This is a genomic window from Serratia nevei, assembly GCF_037948395.1.
GTDB lineage: Bacteria > Pseudomonadota > Gammaproteobacteria > Enterobacterales > Enterobacteriaceae > Serratia > Serratia nevei.
The window spans coordinates 4269032-4289995 of sequence record NZ_CP149940.1; the positions used below are offsets into that span (position 1 = coordinate 4269032).

The window sequence follows — 20964 nt, forward strand, 5'->3', positions numbered from 1 at the left end:
CTCGTCAGCGCGATTCCTGCTCTTCGCTGTACTGGGTTTGCCACATCGCGGCGTAGCGGCCGTTCGCGGCCAGCAGCGCCTCGTGCCCCCCGCGCTCGACGATCGCCCCCGCTTCCAGCACGATGATCTCATCGGCGTCCACCACGGTGGAGAGCCGGTGGGCGATCACCAGCGTGGTGTGGTTGCGGCTCACCTCGCGCAGGTGCCCCTGGATTTCGCGTTCGGTCTGGGTATCCAGCGCGCTGGTCGCCTCGTCGAACACCAGGATGGCCGGATTTTTCAGAATGGTGCGCGCGATCGCCACCCGCTGCTTTTCACCACCCGACAGCTTCAGCCCGCGCTCGCCCACCCGGGTGTCGTAACCGTCGGGCAGACCGACGATAAAATCATGGATATGCGCCAGCCGCGCCGCCCGCTCGATTTCTTCATCACTGGAGCCGGTTTTGCCGTAGCCGATGTTGTAGCGCAGCGTATCGTTGAACAGCACCGTATCCTGCGGCACGATGCCGATCGCCTGCCGCAGGCTGGCCTGGGTCAGCTGGCGAATGTCCTGGCCGTCGAGGGTAATGGCGCCGCTCTGCACGTCGTAGAAGCGGAACAGCAGGCGCGACAGCGTGGACTTGCCCGCGCCGGAGGCGCCGACCACCGCCACCGTGTGGCCCGCCGGAATGGTAAAACTCACCTGCTTGAGGATCGGCCGGCGCGTGTCGTAACCGAAGCTGACCGCATCGAACCGCACTTCGCCGCGATCGAGGCGCAGCGGCTGCGCATCCGGGCTATCGACGATTTCACGCTTTTCCTGCAGCAGATCGAACATGTTCTCCATGTCGATCAGCGCCTGGCGCACCTCGGAATAAATAAAGCCGAAGAAGTTCAGCGGCTGATACAGCTGCAGCAGGTAGGCGTTGACCAGCACGAAGTCGCCGACCGTCATCGTCCCCTGCGTAATGCCCTGCGCCGCCATGGCCATCATCACGATCAGTCCGATCGAAATAATGGCGGTTTGCCCCAGGTTGATCGCCGTAAAACTGAATTGGTTCTTGATGGCCGCGTATTCGTACAGCCGGCGCGACAGGTCGAAACGCTCGGCCTCGAACTCTTCATTGCCGAAGTACTTTACGGTCTCATAGTTCAGCAGGCTGTCGATGGATTTGCTGTTGGCGTCGGCGTTGGCCTTGTTGAGCTCGCGGCGAAAGCGGGTGCGCCAGCTGACCGCCAGCACGGTAAACAGGATGTAGCAGCCGACCGTCGTCAGGATCGCCAGCGCGAACCAGCCGTTCAGCATATGCCACATGATCGCCGTGACCAGCGAGAGCTCGAACAGGATCGGCACGATGGAGAACAGCAGCCGCGACAGCACCGTGGACACCGCCTGGGTGCCGCGCTCGATGGACAACGACAGCCCGCCGGTCTGGCGCTCCAGATGGAAGCGCAGACTCAGCGCATGCAGCTGGCGAAACACCCGCACGCCCAGCAGGCGCGTGGCGTTCTGGCTGACGTGGATGAACATCACGTTGCGCAGTTCCTCAAACAGCGCGCCGCCCACCCGCGCCACGCCGTAGGCGACGATCAGCCCCAGCGGCACCGCCAGCATTTTCGCCGTCTCGCCGCTCAGCGCATCGACCATCGCTTTGTAGGCCAGCGGCACCAGCGTGGTGCTGACCTTGGCCGCCACCATGAACACGAAGGCCACCACCAGATACCCCCGCAGGCGCGGGTTGTCTTTCGGCCACAGGTAGGGCAGCAGGAATTTCAGCAAACGGGAACGATCCATCATGTAATATTCATCTTCTCGGTCGGGATCGCGGCACACGGCCGCGCGGGGGTTATGAGTTTGGCCTGGCCGGCGGCAAACGCCGCAGCCATCCCGTTGTCCTGCGGCGGCAACTCAGCATCATCCGTCAGGAGAAGCGGCGGCGGCTCGGGCAAAGTTCAGGCATGGAGGAGACAATCACATGACCCAGACGTATGCAAAGCGCTTTGCGCAGGTCTTTGACTATATCGATCGCCACCTGGACGAGGCGCTCACCGTCGAAAAACTGAGCGAAGTGGCCCACTTTTCGCGCTTTCACTTTCAACGCCAGTTTAGCGCGTATTGCGGCATCTCGGTGTGGCGTTATATCCAGTGGATGAGGCTCAAACGCGCCTCGTACCGCCTGGCGTATAACCCGCTGGAGCCGGTGATTGACATCGCGCTGGACGCCGGTTTTCAAAACCCGGAGTCCTTCAGCCGCGCCTTCAAACAGGCGTTCAGCCAAACGCCAAGCCAGTTTCGCAAACGGCCGGCCTGGATCGATTGGCAACAGCGCTTTCCCGAGCCGAAACACAAAAGGAAACAACCCATGAAGGTAGACATTGTCGACTTCCCGGCCACGCCGGTGGCGATGATCGAACATCGCGGCCCGTCCGCGCTGGTCAACGAAACCGCCGCGCGCTTTATCGAGTGGCGCAAAACCAGCGGCCTGTCGCCGGTCAGAAGCAGCCGTACTTTCGGCATCGCACCGCACGATCCGGCCACCACCGAAGCGCAGGACTTCCGCTTCTTCATTTGCGGCGAGGTTACTGCGCCGATCCCCGAGGACAACGCCTTCGGCGTGGTGAACAGCACGCTGCCGGCCGGGCGCTGCGCGCTGCTGCGCCATCACGGCTCGCTGGATGGGCTCTCGGAAAGTGCCCATTATCTGTACCGCGAGTGGTTGCCGGCCAGCGGCGAGGAGCTGCGCGATTTTCCGCTCTATTTCCACTACCACAACTTCGTGCACGAAGTGGCGGAATATGAACTGGTGACCGATCTTTACCTGCCGCTGAAGTAACTGACATCTGGCTCCGCAAGGAGCCAGATTGACGTTAACAGGACGGCGACGAACCTTGCGGCGGCAGATAGCGCTGCGGATCGAGCGCGGTCGCGCGGTAGCGGATCTGGAAGTGCAGGAACACCGAATCGGTGCCGGTGCTGCCCATGGTGCCGATCTTCTGCCCCGCCTTCACATCCTGGCCGTTGCGCACCAGCGTGGTGTCGTTGTGCGCATAGGCGGTAATAAAGTCTTCGCCGTGCTTAATCATGATCAGGTTGCCGTAGCCGCGCAGCTGGTTGCCGACGTACACCACTTTGCCCTTGGCGGAAGCGTAGATCGGCTGGCCGCGTTTGCCGGCGATGTCGATGCCCTTGTTGCCGCCATCTGAATTGGAGTAGGCCTGCACGATCCGGCCGCTGGTCGGCCAACGCCAACAGCGGGCAGCGCCCGGCGGCGGCGTTTGCTTGGCGATCGCGGCGGAAGAAGAAGAGGTTTTACGGCGCGTGGCGGCGGTTTTGGTCGGTGCGCTGCCGCTCAGCCGCAGTTTCTGCCCCACTTCCAGGCTATAGGGCGGGCGTATCTTGTTGATTCTGGCGAGATCGCTGACTTCGCTGTCGGTGATCCAGGCAATGTAGTACAGCGTATCGCCCCGTTTGACGGTGTAGGACTTGCCGGTGTAGCTGCCCTTCGGCAGTTTGTCGTAATCGCGGTTGTAGGTGTTTTTACCCGAACACCCGGCCAACAACAGCCCCAATGTCAGACACACCGCGATGCGGCGCCACCCAGCCCATTTGCTTCCTGTGCTCAAATCCAGTCCTCAGTCGTCGTTTCGGTTCTGATACGCGTCAGCCGCACAGTGTAACATTTGCGCCGGGTCAGTCAAAAACCCCCAGACGGTCTATGCTAAACAGGTAAGGATGACTGATTAATTACCCAACGACGAAATGGAGTACTGTCATGTTGAACCTCGACCGCAATAATCTGCCCCTCCTGAGCGAAGAACTGCTCAAAAAGCAACGCACCACCCTGCTGATCATCGCCTTCCTGCTGCTGGCGGGCGGGATACTGTGCCTGGTCAATCCTTTCGCCTCCGGCGCAGCGCTGAGCATCGTGGTCGGCATCCTGCTGCTGTTGAGCGGCGCCGGGCTGATTATCGCCATGATCGCTAACCGGGCACAGAATACCTGGCCGATGATCGGCGGCATTTTGCTGGGCGTGGCCTACCTGATTATCGGCTATGTGTTCATCACCAGTCCGCTGGCGGGCATTCTGGCGCTGGCGGTGTACCTCGCCGTGCTGTTCGCGCTTGGCGGCATCGCTCGCCTGGCAGCGGGCTACATGCGCCGCGGGCTGCCGGGCAACTGGCTGCAGTTCGTTATCGGCGTGCTCGACTTGATCATCGCCTGGATGCTGATCGGCTCAGGCCCGGCGGCATCGGTCACGCTGGTGACGGCCATCGTCGGCATCGAGATGCTGGTCAGCTCCTTTGCGCTGTTCCAGGCGGCGAATCTGTTTAAACGCGCCTGACGCTACCGGCCCGCCGCCGCGGGCCTCATCGCTTTCGTTGTTTCCAGACAAAACACGGCGATACCCCCTCTGCTTGTCCGTGGTTATCTTCATCGGTAAGTGCCAATATAGGCGCAGACAAGGGAGCTGAAACCGATGACAACCCATTCCAACCCGTTGAACTCGCGGGAAGTCTGCCTGCAATTACGCCACTTCAATCAGGTAATCGGGCAACAATGCCGCAATATGGCGCGCCAAAAAACCACCTGCCCATGCTGCCTGACGGACATTGCCACCGGCTGCGACGCCGGTATCAAACTATGCGGGCAACAGTTAGCCAAACCCAGCCCGCAAACCCCGTTATTCCAGCAGATTCGCAACTTGCTGCTCGATCTGCGCGCCGAAGCGAAAGGGGTTCGCCGAATCGAGACGCTTAATCGCACCAACAACGAAATATCCTGGCTGTTGCGCGAGCTGTATTTCGAGACGTTCTGACCCCGCCTTTGTCGGGGCAGCTAAAGCGCCAGACTGTAGTAATGTTCTTCCTTTTCAATCTTGCCGGTAAAGCGAAAGCCGAAGGTGAGATACAGGCTTTTGGCGACGAGATTATGTTCATCAATCATTAGCGTCACCTGCTCTATGCCGTGCAACCTAAAATCCGCGAGTATCGCGGCGAAGCTCTCACGCCCCAATCCCTGCCCCATAAACTTATGGTCAAGCATATAGCGACACAGCTCGGCCTCATGTGGGTTATGCGGCCAGCACTTGTACATGAAAAAACCGATGAGCTCGCCGTCGCGGTAAAGCGCGCGGGGCTGGCATTCCGGAAAAAACGCCGCCTCGGAAATAGAGATGGCGTTACAGCAAATAAACGCCTCGAACACGGTGCCAACGCCGTCTTGATTCGACGTCAGTTCGCACACGTCAAACAGGTTATCGCGGTTAATCTCGCGTATTTCAATCATAACGGTATCCCAGTAGAAGTAAGCGGCGAACTCCAGCATTCACCCTGGCGCTAACCATTGCTCTGCAGTCAGCTCGCTACTTTAACGCATCGCCGCCGGCATACAACGCTCCCACTGTTCACCCCACTTTACGACCGCCGTCACACCTCACCACCGCCAAATTGCGTTGGTTATAGAGTCGTCTACAATTCAATCGAATTACCCCCTACAACATCAGAAATTATTATTATTAGAGGTGATTATGTTACAGAAACACGAAAACGTAATAAGTATGACTGTACTAAGCCCGCAAGCCACCCAACAACTGATGCCTTCGTTTTCCTCCTTGCCCCACACGCAACACGCCGACGGCAAATATCGCCTGCGCCGTTATTCGGTCGTCAAATACCTCAACCCCAACGTCGCCGAAGTGGGGCCGCGTACCTTCATGCAGTCCGATCAGATCAACCACTTCCAGGGCAACGTGGTGCGCCGCTTCGAGCCTATCGACAGCGCCGTGCTGCAGAGCGCCGGCATGGCGGAGATGTGCAACCTGTTTGCCGAAAATAACGAACTGCCGGAGGGTGCCGAGATAGAGATCCACCAAATGCGCGTGGTCGCCATCCAGAAAGATACGCTGGTGGCGCCGGAAGGCATTCACCAGGACGGTTTCGACCATATCGCCATGATCGCCATTCACCGGCACAACATCGTCGGCGGTGAAATCATGCTGTACGACGACAGCCACCACGATCCCTTCTTTAAAAAAGCGCTGGCGGACGGTGAGGCCGTGTTGCTGGCAGACAGCAAACTGTGGCACAACGCCACGCCGATCAACGCCGTAAGCCCGAAAGAAGAAGGCTATCTGGATCTCTTCGTCCTCACCGCGCGGGGAGAGAAAGCATGACCTTTACGCCCGAGCTCGCCCGCGCCCAGTTCAGCGCCCTGTCCCAGCACATCGACGGCAAGCCGGCGATCTTTTTCGACGGCCCCGGCGGCGCACAGGTTTCACGGGGCGTGCTGGAAAAGATGACGGACTACCTGGGGAAATACAACGCCAACCTGGGCGGCCACTACTTCTCCAGCCGAGTCACCGGCGAAGTGATGGGCCAGGCGCGAGAATCGGTGCGCGCCTTGTTAAATGCGCCTTCGCCCGACAACATCGTTTTCGGCATGAATATGACCACGCTGACTTTCCATCTCAGCCGCATCATCAGCCGCGGCTGGCAGGCCGGCGATGAGGTCATCGTCACCGCGCTCGATCACTACGCCAACGTCTCCAGCTGGCAGCAGGCCGCCGCAGACCAAGGGGCCGTGGTGCATCAGATACCGCTGGAGAGCGCCGACTGCGCATTGGACGCCGCAAAGGTGTGTGAGCGCATCAACGCCAATACCCGCCTGGTGGCGGTCAGCTACGCCTCCAACGTCACCGGCAGCATCGTCGATATCAAAACCATCGTCGAAGCTGCGCATCGGGTCGGCGCGCAGGTGTATGTCGACGCCGTGCACTATGCGCCGCATAACCTGATTGACGTGCAGGCGCTGGGCTGTGATTTCCTGGTGTGCTCCGCCTACAAGTTCTTTGGCCCGCACGTCGGCATGGCCTATATCGCGCCGCAGTGGCTGCAACGCCTGCGGCCGTACAAAGTCGAGCCGGCCACCGATGTCGGCCCCGGCCGTTTCGAGACCGGCACGCAAAGCTTCGAGGCGCTGGCCGGCGTCGCGGCGGCGATCGACTATCTGGCGCAGTGGGGGACGCCGGGCGCGCCATTAAGGCAGCGTTTGCAGGAGAGTTTCGCCGCCTACCACCGGCATGAAGAGGCGCTGTGCCGCCACTTTTTGCAACGGCTGAAGCAACTCGACGGCGTGCGGCTCTACGGCCATTCACAGGCGGACAGCACGCGCCGCACGCCAACCTTCGCCCTGACCTTCAGCGGCCAGACGCCTGACGCGATCGCCCGCCGCCTGGGGCAGCACAACATCTGCGCCGGCAGCGGGCATTTCTATGCGCTGGGCCTGATCCAGCAGCTGGGGTTGCAAGACGGCGGCGTGCTGCGCATCGGCATGATGCACTACAACACCCAAGGCGAAATAGACACGCTGTTTAAGGTGATCGCCGAAGATATCCTCAGTTAACTCGCCACATCGGCCCGCTTACCTTATTGAGCGGGCCATCGCGGCACGCTGGGGGTAGAATCAAGGGGATTTTATTTTAGAAATGGATTTTTATTTTGCGAAAATATGCAGTTATCGCCGCCGCATTGATGATGTCTTCCTGTGCCACGCCGGAGAAATGGGAAGCGCAAACGGCAACCCCAACGCCCCTTGACGCGGCCAGAACCCACTGCCGGCAAGAAGCCGAACAGCGCTATCCCGTGAACCTGTCTTTGCACGCCAGCTCGCCGACCTTCTCCTCCATGACGATCAACGGCACGGAGATCCCCAATGCCGGTGGCGGCGCTTTCCCCTCGGACAGCAATGAAATGCGCAGAACAGAATTCGTTAATGCCTGCATGAAATTGGAAGGATGGGAAAATAAAAATAAGGTGACGGGATTATTGGCATTTTTATTTAACTAACGGCAACACGGAATAACTCGAAATTACCGCACTCAGGCAGCGGTAATTCCGCCCTATTGATCGACACCGACAGCCTGACTATTTTGCTACGATATAACAGGTTACACCTCTCCTCCATTCAGGGCGATAATCAAACAAATGGAATAAATCAATTTATGAGTGAGAAAGACACCCCCCTAAAAAAGCCGCAGAGCCATATCAACAAAGCGGTATTCTTCACCTCTGCAGTCCTCATTTTTCTTCTGGTCGCGTTCGCCGCCTTTTTCCCCGACGTCGCTGACAAGAACTTCAAGCTTCTGCAGCAACAAATTTTCACCAACGCCAGCTGGTTTTATATTTTGGCCGTGGCGTTGATTTTGCTCAGCGTGACGTTTCTGGGGCTTTCCCGCTACGGCGACATCAAACTTGGCCCCGATCATGCGCAACCCGATTTTCGCTACCACTCATGGTTTGCCATGCTGTTTTCAGCGGGGATGGGCATCGGCCTGATGTTCTTCGGCGTGGCAGAACCGGTTATGCACTATCTCTCGCCACCGGTCGGCACGCCCGAGAGCGTCGAGGCGGCCAAACAGGCCATGCGCCTGACCTTTTTCCACTGGGGGCTGCACGCCTGGGCGATCTACGCCATCGTGGCGTTGATTCTGGCCTTCTTCAGCTATCGGCATGGCCTGCCGTTGACTCTGCGCTCTGCGCTTTATCCGATCATCGGCGAACGTATTTATGGCCCTATCGGCCACGCCGTCGATATCTTCGCCGTCATCGGCACCGTGTTCGGGGTCGCAACCTCGCTGGGTTATGGCGTGTTGCAGGTCAACGCCGGGCTTAACCACCTGTTTGGCGTGCCGATCAACGAAACCGTTCAGGTGATCTTGATCGTGGTGATTACCGGGCTGGCCACCATTTCCGTGGTTTCAGGGCTGGAGAAAGGCATACGCTTTCTGTCAGAGCTGAACCTTGGCCTGGCGCTGTTGCTCCTGGCCCTGGTCTTGCTGTTGGGGCCAACCGTCCTGCTGTTGAAATCCTTTGTGGAAAATACCGGCGGCTATCTGTCCGAGCTGGTCAGCAAGACGTTCAACCTGTATGCCTACGAGCCAAAATCCAGCAACTGGTTAGGCGGATGGACGCTGCTCTACTGGGGATGGTGGCTCTCCTGGTCGCCTTTTGTCGGTATGTTCATCGCTCGGGTTTCCCGCGGCCGAACCATCCGCGAATTTGTCACGGGCGTGCTGTTCGTCCCGGCAGGCTTCACCCTCATGTGGATGACGGTGTTCGGCAACAGCGCCATTTACCTCATCATGGAACAGGGCGCGACAGACCTCGCCACTACGGTACAGCAAGACGTGGCGTTGGCGTTGTTTAACTTCCTAGAGCATTTCCCGTTCTCCAGCGTGCTTTCGTTTATCGCCATGGCGATGGTGATCGTCTTTTTTGTCACGTCCGCCGATTCCGGCGCCATGGTCGTAGATACGCTGGCTTCGGGCGGCTCCAGCAACACGCCGGTTTGGCAACGCATTTTCTGGGCGTCGCTGATGGGCATCGTCGCCATCGCCTTGCTGATCGCCGGGGGGCTCAGCGCGCTGCAAACCGTCACCATCGCCAGCGCATTGCCGTTCTCGGCCATCTTGCTGATATCCATTTACGGTTTGCTTAAAGCGCTGCGCCGCGACCTGACCAAGCGCGACAGCCAAAATATGGCCACCATCGCCCCCACCGCCGCCCGCAACCCCATTCCCTGGCAGCGCAGGCTGCGCAATATCGCCTATCTGCCAAAACGCTCGCTGGTTAAGCGCTTTATGGATGAGGTTATCCAACCGGCCATGACGCTGGTGCAGGAAGAGCTGAGTAAACAAAACACGCTCAGCAGCATCAACGCCACTGCGGAAGACCGCATTCGTTTCGAGGTCGATTTGGGCGATGAGCTTAACTTTATCTATGAAGTCAGACTGCGCGGCTACAGTTCGCCGACGTTCGCTCTGGCCGGGCTGGATAACGATGAACAGCAAGCCGAGCAGCACAAGTATTATCGCGCGGAGATCTACCTGAAAGAAGGTGGCCAGAACTACGATGTCATGGGCTGGAATCAGGAGCAGTTGATCAACGATATTCTCGACCAGTACGAGAAACACCTGCATTTCTTGCATCTGGTGCGCTAAAGGCCGACATGCCGTCCCGAGGGGCGGCATTTTTTTGCCCTGCTTTCCTCACCACGGCGCTGATGATGCTGATGGGATGGCGGACAACCAGTGATAACGCTTACAGGGGCAAAGGATTGGGTTGGAGTAATCTTTCGGAGAATCAGGATATTTTCAGGAGGGAGTGCTGGAGCGGTGAAGGGAGTAGAACGCCACCATAAAAACCCAGTTAAAACGGACAACATCGACTTTACAAAAACCAAACTACACACATTTCTATACACATTAGTTTTTGCTTGGGCCTCTATCCTCACGTCTTTCCTATCTCAATGGCCAGAGTGGGAACGATCTGAACTGCTGACGCCAGACAGCACCAAATCTATTACGTGAAACTTGCCCCGGCTTCTGGCTACCTACTCTAGTACCTAAGACTGCACAACGCTTGACCAAAGTTATCAACCCACTTTATAACTCTACAATACTTTAATCATCGATACAGATAGCTAACAATATGAATTATAAGCCTCTTATATTTACCCTATTAATAAGCCTACCGGCGATGGCATCAGAACCATCCCTTATCGTGTGTGAACCGCAAAATGCCAATGATCAAACCGCTACAGGTATTTGGCCTGCACCATATTTGTCACAGAATCAACTATGTTTCGACATTCGAGTAGATTCCGGTAATGCATGCGTCAGTAACATGCAGACCACGGCTTGGTTTACGGAGGCAGTAATCGTTGACATAGACGGTGAATCTCGGGGACGGGATGATACCTGGTTCAGAGTCGTGCACCCGACCATCACCGACAAGAGCATTGAGTACAAAATAGAAGGCTCAAGGGATAAGAAAACTTGGGGGTTAGTATCAAACGTGTCAATTAATCGACTTTCAGGACAAGCTGTAGATTGGCTTATTGGCGAACATGGCGGAACCGCTTACAAGTGCCATCTGGAAGGGCGAAAGATCTGAATTGGCATAATGTGTATATATACAGAAAATGTGTCAGTTCAGTCAGTTCAGTTGGTTCATCTTGTAAAGATGGTTGTTTTATAAAGTTTTATTTTAAAAAAGCGAACCAACAGCATGCTGTTTTGAACCAACAAACGGGTTTTTCATGTTAGTTCATTGGCCATGCTTCGTTTCACTCAAGCAATGTCGCTAAGGCCCGTCAATCCATCAGAGGACTGTAACTTGCCGCTGTCTATACCACTGCGGAATTAACCGCAAGTAAGGAGATAGCACAATGAAAGCAGCGATTCGAAAACCACAACTCCTGGCGATGGTTCCCATGTCAGAGTCGCAGATCACCAAACTGGAAAAGGCAGGAGACTTCCCGCAGCGCTTTGCACTGACCAACCGCACCGTTGCCTGGAACTTGGATGAAGTAGAAGCGTGGCTCGATAAGCAACAGGCCGAGAACACCGGCCGCACGCCGGATTATTCCCCCGATGTCCGCCAGCGCAAACAAAGGCCAGTACGCTAAGTTTAGGTGATGCGCTACTACATCCTGCAGTGCGCTAAAAACATGGCCGCGATCGCCACGCACGCTGCATTTATCGCGAAGCAGACGAAGGTTAAATGAGGGGTAACATGAAAAAGATAACCATCCAACCAAGAGACAAGTCGGTTTCATACCCACCGCGCGGGTTCGCTAAAGCAAGCGATGACCAGGTCATGAAAGCATTTGTCCATGGCCTTGAACGTTATAAAAAAGTCATGAGCGAGCTGGCTAAGGTATGAAAAATAACCTTAAACGACCCGCCAGATCTGTCGGTAGCTTGCTGGACCTGCTGCCATCAACGGACTACACAAAACTGATCGACAAGCGGCCGGTAGAGAAAGCCATCGAGGATGACTGGAAAGCTGTAGGCGATGACATGTGGTCTGTTATTGGAAGAAGGGACGGCAAGAAGTAAAAAACGGGGCGCAAGCCCCGTCGCTCTCTTGGATGTATCAGAGACAGACAAATGAGAGGCCGTCCGGGCGGCGATTGACTACAGTATTCATTGTACTCATAATATACAGACAGGTTACCAAACTGGTAATCGAAACGGAGGTTGACTATGTTCAGCGAAAACAAAACAGCCCAAATGGCTGGTTACCTGCTGCTTAAACGCGGCGGGCGCATGGCATACATCAAGCTCATGAAGTTGCTGTACCTGGCAGATCGTGAGTACATGATCAGCTATGGTGACTCGATGACCGGCGACCGGGCTGTATCAATGAATAACGGCCCTGTGCTCTCTCGTACTTATGACTTACTGAAGTCTGGAAGCCCTGAGGAGGAATCACCTTGGGACGATTGGATCTCTGGCGAGTCAAACTACGAAGTTTCCATCAAAAAGCATGTGCATGGTGTTGACGAAGAAGAAGCTTTTGATGAACTGAGCCGCGCCGACAAGAGGATTTTAGATCGCGTTTTTGAACAGTTCGGGCATTACAAGCGCTTCGAGCTTTGCGATCTGACGCATCAAATCTGCCCTGAGTGGCAAGACCCGCATGGCTCATCTGTTCCTATCAATCCAAAATCCATTTTCATGGCTGGAGGAAAGTCGGAAGAAGAAGCCAACCTCATTCTTGATAGAATGAGAGAGCGTGAACTCCTCAAGCAATTCAGTAGCGAGCTTGCATGACAACGTACTCACCATACAGGAAAGGCACTGTTCTCGCTCCTGTTGGTGGGTCCGATCACTTGCACGTTATTTGCAATGATCCTGTTCACTATCCTATCCATGGTTGTGACTGTGTGCTTGCAGTGAACATCACCACAATTTATCCCCCACCGGCACATCATGACCCTGCATGTATACTGCGCGCCGGCGATCATCCCTTTATCCATCACGACAGCTATGTCTATTACGCTGACGCCATTATTTGGAAAGTACCGAATGTTGTCTCAAGAGAGCAAAGCGGGGAGATAACGATCCACAGAACAATGGACGAGGCAGTTTTTCAACAGGTATTGGCTGGTTTTGTTGCCTCTGACTTTACCACCGGAAAGATATTAAAGTTCTTCAGGCAACATTGTAATTAAACCCTGTAATGGACTTTTGTTTTTACTGAATTATTTAGGGTGAATAAATGACCGCTCCAATAACAATCGATACGACATTAATAAGCGGAGTAATAAGTGCGGCTGTGGCTATTTTGGTGGCATGCGGCACTGTGATATGGACAACAAAGTCAAACAGAAAACTAGAAGAGAAGAAATTAAAGGACGCAAAGAAGGAAGAGCTATATCTATCCATAATAGATATGGAAAGAGCAATGTATCTTTACTTTGTTTGTGTAAGTCATTCATTCAATAAAATTGAGTACAATATAGACGTAATTGATGCTGCAAGGGATAAAGCAATTGCGAAAATGGAGTTAATTACAACGGTCCATTTTATAGAATTAGGCATAGAGCGCGCTATGGAAGCCATTTCCCAGTTTGAACTTTCATATGTTTACTATCTAAGGGATGGATTTAAAAGGGAATTTTCAGCATCCGATGTTGTTAATGCAACAACTTTGTATAGAAACATAGAAAGAGAAACAACTGCACTTAAGGCAGAAGTAATGAAACTATAAGCCCCCTAACGGGGCTTAGTTTTAGAACGTCCTTTTCATCCTTCTAATTCTTAAGAATAGAAGTGCAATTAGTATGATTGCAACTAAAGTCACTGGGGATGATATAAATCCAGTCGTAGTAGATAGATAGGACATCGGAGTTCCATCTACAACACCGCAAAGAATTTGTTCATTATAAATTTGTGATGTCCTATCATCTATAATTGCATTAAAAACATCTTTCTTAATACCATGTTCTGGTATATTAACATGACCAATCCCATAGTGCATAAAAGCTTGCTCAGCTATACTTTTATCAACAAATTCAGAACTACTTTTTGCTGCTATGCCGTCTAACTTTGAATTTCTAAAGTATGAAACTAAAGCACTATCATGCCATCCAGATGATAATGAAGCGGTGAATACCTCACTGAAGGATGGCTGCATACTACATAAGGACTGATTGCCCCCAGTCATGGGGTTATCTGTATATATTGCCACGGCTCCTCCTTGACTATCTTCCAAGCATAAACTGAGACGGTGGAACAATGAAGGTGTTCCCCTGTTCTTTTTCTACTCGATGGCGATACCGCTCCAGAGATCCAGGGCTAAGCCATTCTTGCGCACGGTTTAGAATAAGGTAGTTCATCGCCGGTCGCACTACATGCAGATTCATGAATGGTGTATGGTCGATACCAAACTTCAACAAGTCAGCCGCTTTTGCATCACCGTCTCTAGCTCGCAGGAACAGGTTACGGATCTGATCAAGGTCACCAACGGTAGGACCCGCCAAGCTCGATGCCAAGCCACCACCAAACCGATTGTATTCACCAAACAGGAAGTCGCCCATAATGCCGAGACCGCCCCCCTGCGCAGCAGCAGCAAGGAACGTTTTTGCATCCGCCGGGCGTGGCGTCTGCCCTTTCAGTAACAACTTGGTTTGCATCGATACATATCCCAATGCAGTCATCCAAATGAACAACTGGGCAAGCCCCAGCTTTTCGCCGTTACCATTGCGCATGGCATTGGCTAGGCTGGTGAAGCGACTTTGCCCCAATTCTGCCGGCGTATAGCCACGACCATATATTTCTCGCCCAATGGTATTCTGCATAAAAGAGCCGGTAAACGATTTGAACTGGCCTCCAAAGCGAATAGCTTCACCAAGTGGAGTGCCAGGCTGCGTGCCCTGCTTCATCATTGCACGGGTTCTGGCGCTAGGCTCTGACATGGCAATGAGCACCCGATCAAGATAATACCCGCGTAGCTTACCTTCCAGAGACTCGCGCGCCGCAGCAATACTGGACTTATTGACTTGTAGTCCATCGGCGGCAACATATTCAGCGATCCGCTCGTCTGGAATATACCTAACGCCATTGGGGGTCATGTGCTGATTGCCACGGACGGTATCCATTTCCATGCTGCGATAAAGATTCCATTCACGCTCTGTGATTCCACTGGAGTTAAGAACCCTGCGCAGATCTTCATTCATGGAAGTCCAAGCCGATTTTGAATTGCGCGCCATCCAATTGGACATAACCAATCCCATGGATTTTCGACTGTTCTCTGTCCACCAGTTCAGAAGGTTTAGCTTGAAGAAGGTGCGCTGCAACCGTGATATGCGCCCAGGCACCGACGTATCACCTGAGAATTTAGCTATCATCTCATCGCGCACTGAGTCAGTAAAAATCCCCATGTATCCAAGAATTTCCTTCTGATCTGCCGCGCTGTATCCCTTGAGCTTACCTGCAATGCTCTTCCCCATGGCATCCATTAAATTCATACCCTGGTAGCGTAGCTCCATCGCTGCGTTGCCAACGTCGTTAAACGAAGATATGACAGCCCCGCCAAGCTTGGTCATTCCCTCTACAGCCCTGATAGTCGCCCCGGCTCTGGCTATCGCTGAGTTGGCAGGTATGCTGTTGTACCCCAAAATTTCTGAAAGCTCATTTTCCAAAGCGCGCCGGCGCCCAGCAAAATCAGCCTCGGCTGCAGGATTGTTCAGCTTCTTGAGTCGTGCCTGTTGGGTTTCGAATAAATGACTGAACATATTTTCAGGGTTTGTGCCGAGCACGCGCATTACGCCGGTAGTCCTGGCGGAACTGGTTAGCCCTGACATAACTGATTCGCGAAGGTTGCCGACACCATAGGCCTTATTGTACTCATGCCATGCAACGCCATCCTTAAAGTGTAAAACTCGCTCCTGGCTCGCACGCTTTGCCTGATTGGATCCTCCTTTAAATCCTGATAACCAATCTGACTTCTGATTACTCAAATGGATACCAGACGCCAGACCGTTATAGACGCTCTGCAAAAATTCGTCGCGATTGGCTACGCCATCGAAAGTTGACTGATCAAGTCGGGGAAGAATTGTATCCCGCCAGGCCTCATAGCCGGCACTACGGATTTTCGCCCAATCATGGCTTTGCCGTGTTATATAACCAGCCAGCTTGCCAATGAATGATCCCGCGCGGTTGCTATCAAGCCTTGCCACCTCCTGCCATTTATTAATTATCTCGGCAAGTTTGATGGACTCTTTCGACAAACCTGCTGTTGGTTCTCCGCGACCCACCTTCCAAAGCGCATCGGCGATCTCTTGGTCATACTCTCCAGAGGATAGAGCCTTGGATAGACCTGACTGATCTAAATCATGCTCAAAGCCTGCAATGTACTTCCCCTCAAGCTGCCCCTGCTCGCGAGACGCCGAGGCGCGGAATCCTTCCGCAGCCTCATTGCGGGAAACCAATAGTGCTGATAGCGCTATATCTGGCCGATCGGCACCAAGAGATTCTTTGCTATTGTTTAAAAAGCTCTCAAGCTTAGTCCTGATCTTAAGGTTAATCGCCTTATTACGAGCCTCGATCACCCTGGCCAGCTTGTCGCCCCTGACCATTTCATCAGCAGCTTTCAGGGCAGCCTCTTCAAGAGTGATTGAGGCGTTCTCTGCCTGATAGCGATCGATGTTTCTCCGAAGCTGTCCGAACACATCCTGCAGTTCATCATCTGACAAGTCACGTCCGGCGGCCTTAATCACCAATTTTTCACAGTCAGCCAAGTATCGATTTGCCATCACATTTTACCTATCATGCAGCCAGCAGCGGCCTGGATACCTTTTTGCAGACTGGTATCGTTAGCTTCCTGACGAATTGTTTTAAGTTCTTCTTTGAGCTTTACATTGCCTGCAGAGTCAGCGAGCGCATTGAGAATGTTTAATTCAGCCTCAAAATCCTCTTGGGCATTTAGAAAATCGGCATCTTCACGTGTCGCGCGTTTAGCCTGTTGCTCCGCCGCAGCACTGACAGACCCTGCAACGGGATCGGGCTGAAGCTGGGATTGCCTTGAAAGTTGCTCAATGGCAGTTGGTCTTTTAACCGGATCCATAAGGTCAAAGAATGGGTCTACGTTGATATCCTCACCGCGCTTCACCTGAGCTATAGCGGCGCGCATAGCGTTTTCTCGAATGGAGATATCAGCATCATCAAATCTTTGGGAGGCCGTTCGAATACCGCGAGCAAGCGGGCTTTCCTGCAAGCCTTCTCTTATCTGTTGGGCACGTTGTTCAATCAGCGGCTTGGCTGATTCCGGTATAAGCCCTTTGCTTATATCAGCAATATCCTGCGCAGCCTTGGCCCCTTCGACATGATTATCTATCTGCTGTTGAAGTTCTGCGTTGCGTGACTCAAGAGCAGCTTTTTCATCAGCAATATCCTGGCGGGCCTTAGTTTGCGCCTCTTTAAATTTCATTCGTTCAGCCTGGTAAGCTGACGTTCTTTCTTTCAATGTTGCATCTAAAGATTGGGTTAGCTGATTATTCCTGGTCAATTCTGACCGTAAAGCATTAACGTTATCTATCTGCTGACCAGCTATAGCACGGCGCTGTTCGATAAAATCAGGAATAACATCGCTATATCCTGTTGAATACGCATAATCATCAATGCTTTTGGATATAGAGTTATTTAACTCCGACCGACTAGTCTCAGCCGGCACAATATCCAAGGCACGTGGAGGTGGCATTACCTCCATTGGCATAGCCGAATCAACAGGGATAATGGCTGGATCACCAGCGTCAACAGCGACAGGAGCTGACTCCTGACGGCGGCCACGGACCATATCCGCAATGAAACCACCACCAGCATGAAGCGCACCACCAGCGATCATCCCCATCAGCAAGTTTCCGCCGGCATCGCCAATGGTGTAATTGTCACCCTCCGCCGCAGCGCCCATAGCGGTAAATGGTAGTGTTGCCGCAGTTTGCGCCCCGCCCATCACCGCTCCTTGCCCAAAACGCTCAGCAGCCCTTCCAAGCATTGTTGCTGATCGGGCTTGCCCGAAGAATGGAACCAGCCCAATCGCAAGGTTACCCGGGTCAACCATATTCCCGCCAAGGTTCGCAACGAACTTAAGTGGAGAAGACACAAGGCCAGACGGGGCCGACTGAATAATGGCCTGACGCTCAAGTCTGTTGCGAGTTTCAGAAATTACGTTGTCATAGAAAGCCTTGCTAATCCCTTGCGGTGGGACATTGATAGACTTTACGCCATAAGTTTTGAAACCAGCCTCGGCTTCGTCTTTCGTCATCCGCGGGGATTCAGGGTCCATGTTCAATGCATCTGCTTGCGATGCGCGCGCCCATGAGTTTAGAGGCCCCTCCCTAAATCCCTCGGTAAATTCAGCCGATAGACTTTCACCTAGCCCTGATTCTAAATTGGCAAGTGGCCTGGTAACCGATGGATCAGGCTTGGTTGTATAAATTGTCATTGGCCACTCCTGTGCTGAAGAGCATTACCCAGTGGGTTTTCCGCAGGCTTCTGTTCCTGGTAGCCAGTAAACTCCCTCGCAGGTTCTCCACGCAGGCTGCGATAGACATCCGACAAATCATTATTGATAGCGCGGTTGTCCATCCCATCCGCTGGTGTGAACGTAGCCGGAGTTTTTAATTCATGTAAACGTGCATTGATAAAACTTCTATCAGCGATCCCCAGCTTGGAGAGTTCATTGAATGGAACAAAGATAGGATTGCCATCAGCCCCATTGATATAGGTCCGATCTGCAGTTAGATAAAGCCCTTTTTCGTCTTCACTGGTAACCCATTCAGCATTGTTTTTAATTCTGGACAAAGCCATTGCCCTACCAACTTCTGCAGGTAAGCGAGTGTCACCCACAAAACCTTGCGGGTCTATATCTTCTGGCTTTAATTTTTCCAGGTAGTTATCTGTTCCGTCAGTAATATCACGGACATTTAGGTTCAATGATTTTGGCAGACGCCAAGTACCTTCAAATTCGTATTGGTCGCCAGCGATCTGGGTGAATGCCATCTTGGCAGCAGATGCCCCGTCCATGCCACGCGATGCATAAATATATGCAAGCCGCTTGCCCTGCTCATTGAAGTCTGAGTATGCCTTCAGGCCACCCCTTTGAGATGCTAGTGACACACCAAAATCAGCAAACTGATCTGACCATTCACTTTCAACAGATGATGATTGTGTTCCAGCCGCCTTCTTTAATTCATCCGTTGATAGCTTTCTATTTTGGAACAATGCATTAGCTGCATTTGCGTTATCAACAGACATTACAACACTTAGTGCACTTCCCGACTTCCCCTGTAATTGCGAGATTACAGCTGGAGCCTGGCTTCCATAGCTCTGGGCGATAGATTGTACTGCCGCCACACTTTGTTCATTGCTGTTATCGATCTGGTGCAGAATGCTATTGACCATCTCGGTAGGGAGTATGTCTTTACTACGTATTCCCAAGCGCTCTTTTTCAGCCTGAATTCGCGATGCAAAGAATTCACCGGTTACCTGGCGTTGAGAAAATTGGTCATAGACATGTTTGATGACTGGAGAGTTCTGAAGAAGCCACGTTCCTGGATCATCCTCCCTTGCCTTCTGCACCTGCGCAAACTTACTGGCAACTTGAGCATATCGTTGCTGCTTAAACGTAAAATCTGGATCGCTAACATCTGGCTTCATGGCATTTACTGCCGCCATGCCCTGCTGCACGTCACCTTGCACAATCGTTTGATAGGCCGGTTGCATGGCAAGGGTTTGTTGGTAGCGTTGGTATGATTGCTGTAGTTGCATGCGCTCTTGCGGCGTGGCACTAAGCGGCATTGATGCGATCCATTCTCTATCAGTAATAGGCTCAGGAACTTTGAGACCAAGCTCAACGCGCGAAACATCATCCTGCATTCGGTTCTGTAACCCAATGCGTGCCGCTGAATTCTGAAGATCGTATAGCCCAGCAATTTTTGCCATGGCCGCAGATTTGTTCTGAGGACTCATGGCCTGCCAATATGGTGTGTTCATTAATCCAGTAATCGAGGCGTTGACTGGAATTCCTGGAGCAGAACCAACCACTTTCGAGACATAGTTACGTGTTTCTTCAAAGGGTATTTTTGCTGCAAATTCAGCAGAAGAAATCTCGCCTTTACGTGGATCGCCAATTTGCTTGATCCATTTATCAACCTGACCGTGACCTGCATTGTATGCGGCCACAGCAAGCACGGAATCCCCGTCATAACGTTTCATCTGAGACTGAAAATAGGCATGCCCAATAGTTGCGTTATAGCGCGGATCATTAAGCCACTTATCCCTATCCCATGATAGACCAGCAAGCTGAGCCGCCTCGGGCCCGGTAGCTTCAGTTACCTGTGCAATGCCAACGGCTCCTTTTGATGACATCAGCGGTGAGCCATTATTATCAAACTGATTTCCACCGCTTTCGGCACGAATCATCGCAGAGAATAATTGATCGCTATTAGCACCATCCGTTACAGGGATTATCCCACCTGGCCCCATGGTCTGTTGATACATATTGGTGTAGGCGGTGCTAAAAGCAGCATTGGCTGCACCTTGATACCATTGTTGCCAATTCGCCTCTATCTCTTCTGGACTCTGGCCATGGGCCGCACCGAAGTCCATTATCGCCTGGCGAGCAGAAAGAACCACTGGCACAAACTGCGCTGGGTTTTTAGCTTGGGTCAAAAAATTACTGAGTACGCCTTGCTGTTGACCCACTTCATACTGCTGCTTCTGCCCAACCTCATACTGCCGGAAGCGGTTACCGTAACTACGTCCCAGCGGCTGGATCTGCTGGTCAAATGCCTTACGCATATACTCAGGTATCGATTCACGAATCGATGCAGCTTTATCTGATATCAGCCCGGCGCGAGCTTCTCCCTGTCCAACGGCATTTTTACCCTGCAGGGTTATCAAACCGTTCTGAGGGTTGTTGTAGAGGTCATCGGCATACATGGAAAACTGGTTAATCTTGTCCTGCATGTCAGCCAAATCGACCTTTTGCCTTTCTTGCTGGTACACATCCAGCCCCTTTGCGCCTACATCGGCCAGCGCTGTAAAGACATTGTCTTTCGGAATCCTCAAATCTTGAGTGTTAACCGGCGCCATCTGGGATTGCGATTGACGTTGATAAGTTGGGACGATTGGCATG

Annotated in this window: 19 protein-coding genes; 12 read left to right on the top strand and 7 right to left on the bottom strand. The window is 53.1% G+C overall.

Annotation, left to right across the window (positions count from 1 at the left end):
• Positions 1-4: 4 nt before the first annotated feature.
• Positions 5-1774: an ABCB family ABC transporter ATP-binding protein/permease gene (locus V8N38_RS20475; RefSeq protein WP_060441369.1), complete on the bottom strand. Its 1770-nt coding sequence runs from the start codon at positions 1772-1774 to the stop codon at positions 5-7.
• Positions 1775-1955: 181 nt separating this feature from the next.
• Here V8N38_RS20475 and V8N38_RS20480 point away from each other — a divergent pair, with 181 nt between their 5' ends.
• Positions 1956-2813 carry an AraC family transcriptional regulator gene (locus V8N38_RS20480; RefSeq protein ID WP_047729951.1) on the top strand — a complete coding sequence of 286 codons (858 nt, stop codon included), beginning with the start codon at positions 1956-1958 and terminating at the stop codon, positions 2811-2813.
• Positions 2814-2847: 34 nt separating this feature from the next.
• Here the strand turns inward: V8N38_RS20480 and actS are convergent, their stop codons facing one another.
• Positions 2848-3603, bottom strand: coding sequence for an amidase activator ActS (actS, locus tag V8N38_RS20485; protein ID WP_048234629.1), 756 nt, complete (start codon positions 3601-3603; stop codon positions 2848-2850).
• 149 nt (positions 3604-3752) lie between these two features.
• On the opposite strand from actS, the gene V8N38_RS20490 reads away from it, so the two are divergent.
• Together V8N38_RS20490 and V8N38_RS20495 are read left to right on the top strand one after the other, a co-directional pair.
• Positions 3753-4322 (top strand): HdeD family acid-resistance protein, encoded by a 570-nt coding sequence (locus V8N38_RS20490; RefSeq protein ID WP_033644791.1) that lies wholly within the window; start codon positions 3753-3755, stop codon positions 4320-4322.
• 135 nt (positions 4323-4457) lie between these two features.
• Positions 4458-4796 (top strand): hypothetical protein, encoded by a 339-nt coding sequence (locus V8N38_RS20495; protein ID WP_049194795.1) that lies wholly within the window; start codon positions 4458-4460, stop codon positions 4794-4796.
• 20 nt (positions 4797-4816) lie between these two features.
• On the opposite strand, the gene V8N38_RS20500 is transcribed toward V8N38_RS20495, so the two are convergent.
• Positions 4817-5305 (bottom strand): GNAT family N-acetyltransferase, encoded by a 489-nt coding sequence (locus V8N38_RS20500; protein WP_060422919.1) that lies wholly within the window; start codon positions 5303-5305, stop codon positions 4817-4819.
• A gap of 232 nt (positions 5306-5537) precedes the next feature.
• Between V8N38_RS20500 and V8N38_RS20505 the strand changes: the two genes are divergently transcribed.
• The 9 genes from V8N38_RS20505 (at position 5538) to V8N38_RS20545 (ending at position 13536) form a co-directional block, all read left to right on the top strand.
• Positions 5538-6152: a 2OG-Fe dioxygenase family protein gene (locus V8N38_RS20505; protein WP_224217742.1), complete on the top strand. Its 615-nt coding sequence runs from the start codon at positions 5538-5540 to the stop codon at positions 6150-6152.
• Positions 6149-7381: a cysteine desulfurase-like protein gene (locus V8N38_RS20510; protein ID WP_147840308.1), complete on the top strand. Its 1233-nt coding sequence runs from the start codon at positions 6149-6151 to the stop codon at positions 7379-7381. Before V8N38_RS20505 ends, V8N38_RS20510 begins: the two co-directional genes overlap by 4 nt.
• 95 nt (positions 7382-7476) lie before the next feature.
• Entirely contained in the window at positions 7477-7824 is a 348-nt protein-coding gene (locus V8N38_RS20515) for a hypothetical protein (RefSeq protein ID WP_227818442.1), read from the top strand.
• 155 nt (positions 7825-7979) lie between these two features.
• Complete coding sequence (locus V8N38_RS20520; RefSeq protein ID WP_047729946.1) at positions 7980-9977, top strand: BCCT family transporter; 1998 nt, start codon at positions 7980-7982, stop codon at positions 9975-9977.
• A 1229-nt stretch (positions 9978-11206) separates the two neighbouring features.
• A complete protein-coding gene (locus tag V8N38_RS20525) occupies positions 11207-11446 on the top strand; it encodes a helix-turn-helix transcriptional regulator (protein WP_147191929.1) in 240 nt (79 codons plus the stop codon).
• 107 nt (positions 11447-11553) lie between these two features.
• Entirely contained in the window at positions 11554-11703 is a 150-nt protein-coding gene (locus V8N38_RS20530) for a hypothetical protein (protein WP_186766926.1), read from the top strand.
• Positions 11700-11879, top strand: a complete 180-nt coding sequence (locus tag V8N38_RS20535; RefSeq protein ID WP_147840306.1) for a hypothetical protein — start codon at positions 11700-11702, stop codon at positions 11877-11879. The genes V8N38_RS20530 and V8N38_RS20535 overlap by 4 nt, the downstream gene beginning before the upstream one ends.
• Positions 11880-12026: 147 nt before the next feature.
• Positions 12027-12596 (top strand): Panacea domain-containing protein, encoded by a 570-nt coding sequence (locus V8N38_RS20540; protein ID WP_232807607.1) that lies wholly within the window; start codon positions 12027-12029, stop codon positions 12594-12596.
• Positions 12597-13044: 448 nt separating this feature from the next.
• Positions 13045-13536, top strand: a complete 492-nt coding sequence (locus tag V8N38_RS20545) for a hypothetical protein (protein WP_147840305.1) — start codon at positions 13045-13047, stop codon at positions 13534-13536.
• A gap of 21 nt (positions 13537-13557) precedes the next feature.
• Here V8N38_RS20545 and V8N38_RS20550 read toward each other — a convergent pair whose 3' ends face one another.
• Genes V8N38_RS20550 through V8N38_RS20565 form a run of 4 tightly spaced genes read right to left on the bottom strand, consistent with a single transcriptional unit; the run spans position 13558 to position 20963 of the window.
• Entirely contained in the window at positions 13558-14016 is a 459-nt protein-coding gene (locus V8N38_RS20550; protein WP_147840304.1) for a hypothetical protein, read from the bottom strand.
• A 13-nt stretch (positions 14017-14029) separates the two neighbouring features.
• Positions 14030-16582, bottom strand: coding sequence for a hypothetical protein (locus tag V8N38_RS20555; protein ID WP_187181568.1), 2553 nt, complete (start codon positions 16580-16582; stop codon positions 14030-14032).
• Positions 16582-18270: a hypothetical protein gene (locus V8N38_RS20560; RefSeq protein WP_147840303.1), complete on the bottom strand. Its 1689-nt coding sequence runs from the start codon at positions 18268-18270 to the stop codon at positions 16582-16584. The genes V8N38_RS20555 and V8N38_RS20560 overlap by 1 nt, the downstream gene beginning before the upstream one ends.
• Positions 18267-20963, bottom strand: a complete 2697-nt coding sequence (locus V8N38_RS20565) for a transglycosylase SLT domain-containing protein (protein WP_147840302.1) — start codon at positions 20961-20963, stop codon at positions 18267-18269. Before V8N38_RS20565 ends, V8N38_RS20560 begins: the two co-directional genes overlap by 4 nt.
• Position 20964: the final 1 nt, after the last annotated feature.

Excerpts from the sequence above, each read along its gene's own strand:
- V8N38_RS20475 (WP_060441369.1), bottom strand. The coding sequence starts at position 1,774 with ATGGATCGTTCCCGTTTGCTGAAATTCCTGCTGCCCTACCTGTGGCCG.
- V8N38_RS20480 (WP_047729951.1), top strand. The coding sequence starts at position 1,956 with ATGACCCAGACGTATGCAAAGCGCTTTGCGCAGGTCTTTGACTATATC.
- V8N38_RS20490 (WP_033644791.1), top strand. The coding sequence starts at position 3,753 with ATGTTGAACCTCGACCGCAATAATCTGCCCCTCCTGAGCGAAGAACTG.
- V8N38_RS20495 (WP_049194795.1), top strand. The coding sequence starts at position 4,458 with ATGACAACCCATTCCAACCCGTTGAACTCGCGGGAAGTCTGCCTGCAA.
- V8N38_RS20500 (WP_060422919.1), bottom strand. The coding sequence starts at position 5,305 with ATGCTGGAGTTCGCCGCTTACTTCTACTGGGATACCGTTATGATTGAA.
- V8N38_RS20505 (WP_224217742.1), top strand. The coding sequence starts at position 5,538 with ATGACTGTACTAAGCCCGCAAGCCACCCAACAACTGATGCCTTCGTTT.
- V8N38_RS20510 (WP_147840308.1), top strand. The coding sequence starts at position 6,149 with ATGACCTTTACGCCCGAGCTCGCCCGCGCCCAGTTCAGCGCCCTGTCC.
- V8N38_RS20520 (WP_047729946.1), top strand. The coding sequence starts at position 7,980 with ATGAGTGAGAAAGACACCCCCCTAAAAAAGCCGCAGAGCCATATCAAC.
- V8N38_RS20525 (WP_147191929.1), top strand. The coding sequence starts at position 11,207 with ATGAAAGCAGCGATTCGAAAACCACAACTCCTGGCGATGGTTCCCATG.
- V8N38_RS20530 (WP_186766926.1), top strand. The coding sequence starts at position 11,554 with ATGAAAAAGATAACCATCCAACCAAGAGACAAGTCGGTTTCATACCCA.
- V8N38_RS20535 (WP_147840306.1), top strand. The coding sequence starts at position 11,700 with ATGAAAAATAACCTTAAACGACCCGCCAGATCTGTCGGTAGCTTGCTG.
- V8N38_RS20540 (WP_232807607.1), top strand. The coding sequence starts at position 12,027 with ATGTTCAGCGAAAACAAAACAGCCCAAATGGCTGGTTACCTGCTGCTT.
- V8N38_RS20545 (WP_147840305.1), top strand. The coding sequence starts at position 13,045 with ATGACCGCTCCAATAACAATCGATACGACATTAATAAGCGGAGTAATA.
- V8N38_RS20555 (WP_187181568.1), bottom strand. The coding sequence starts at position 16,582 with ATGGCAAATCGATACTTGGCTGACTGTGAAAAATTGGTGATTAAGGCC.
- V8N38_RS20560 (WP_147840303.1), bottom strand. The coding sequence starts at position 18,270 with ATGACAATTTATACAACCAAGCCTGATCCATCGGTTACCAGGCCACTT.
- V8N38_RS20565 (WP_147840302.1), bottom strand. The coding sequence starts at position 20,963 with ATGCCAATCGTCCCAACTTATCAACGTCAATCGCAATCCCAGATGGCG.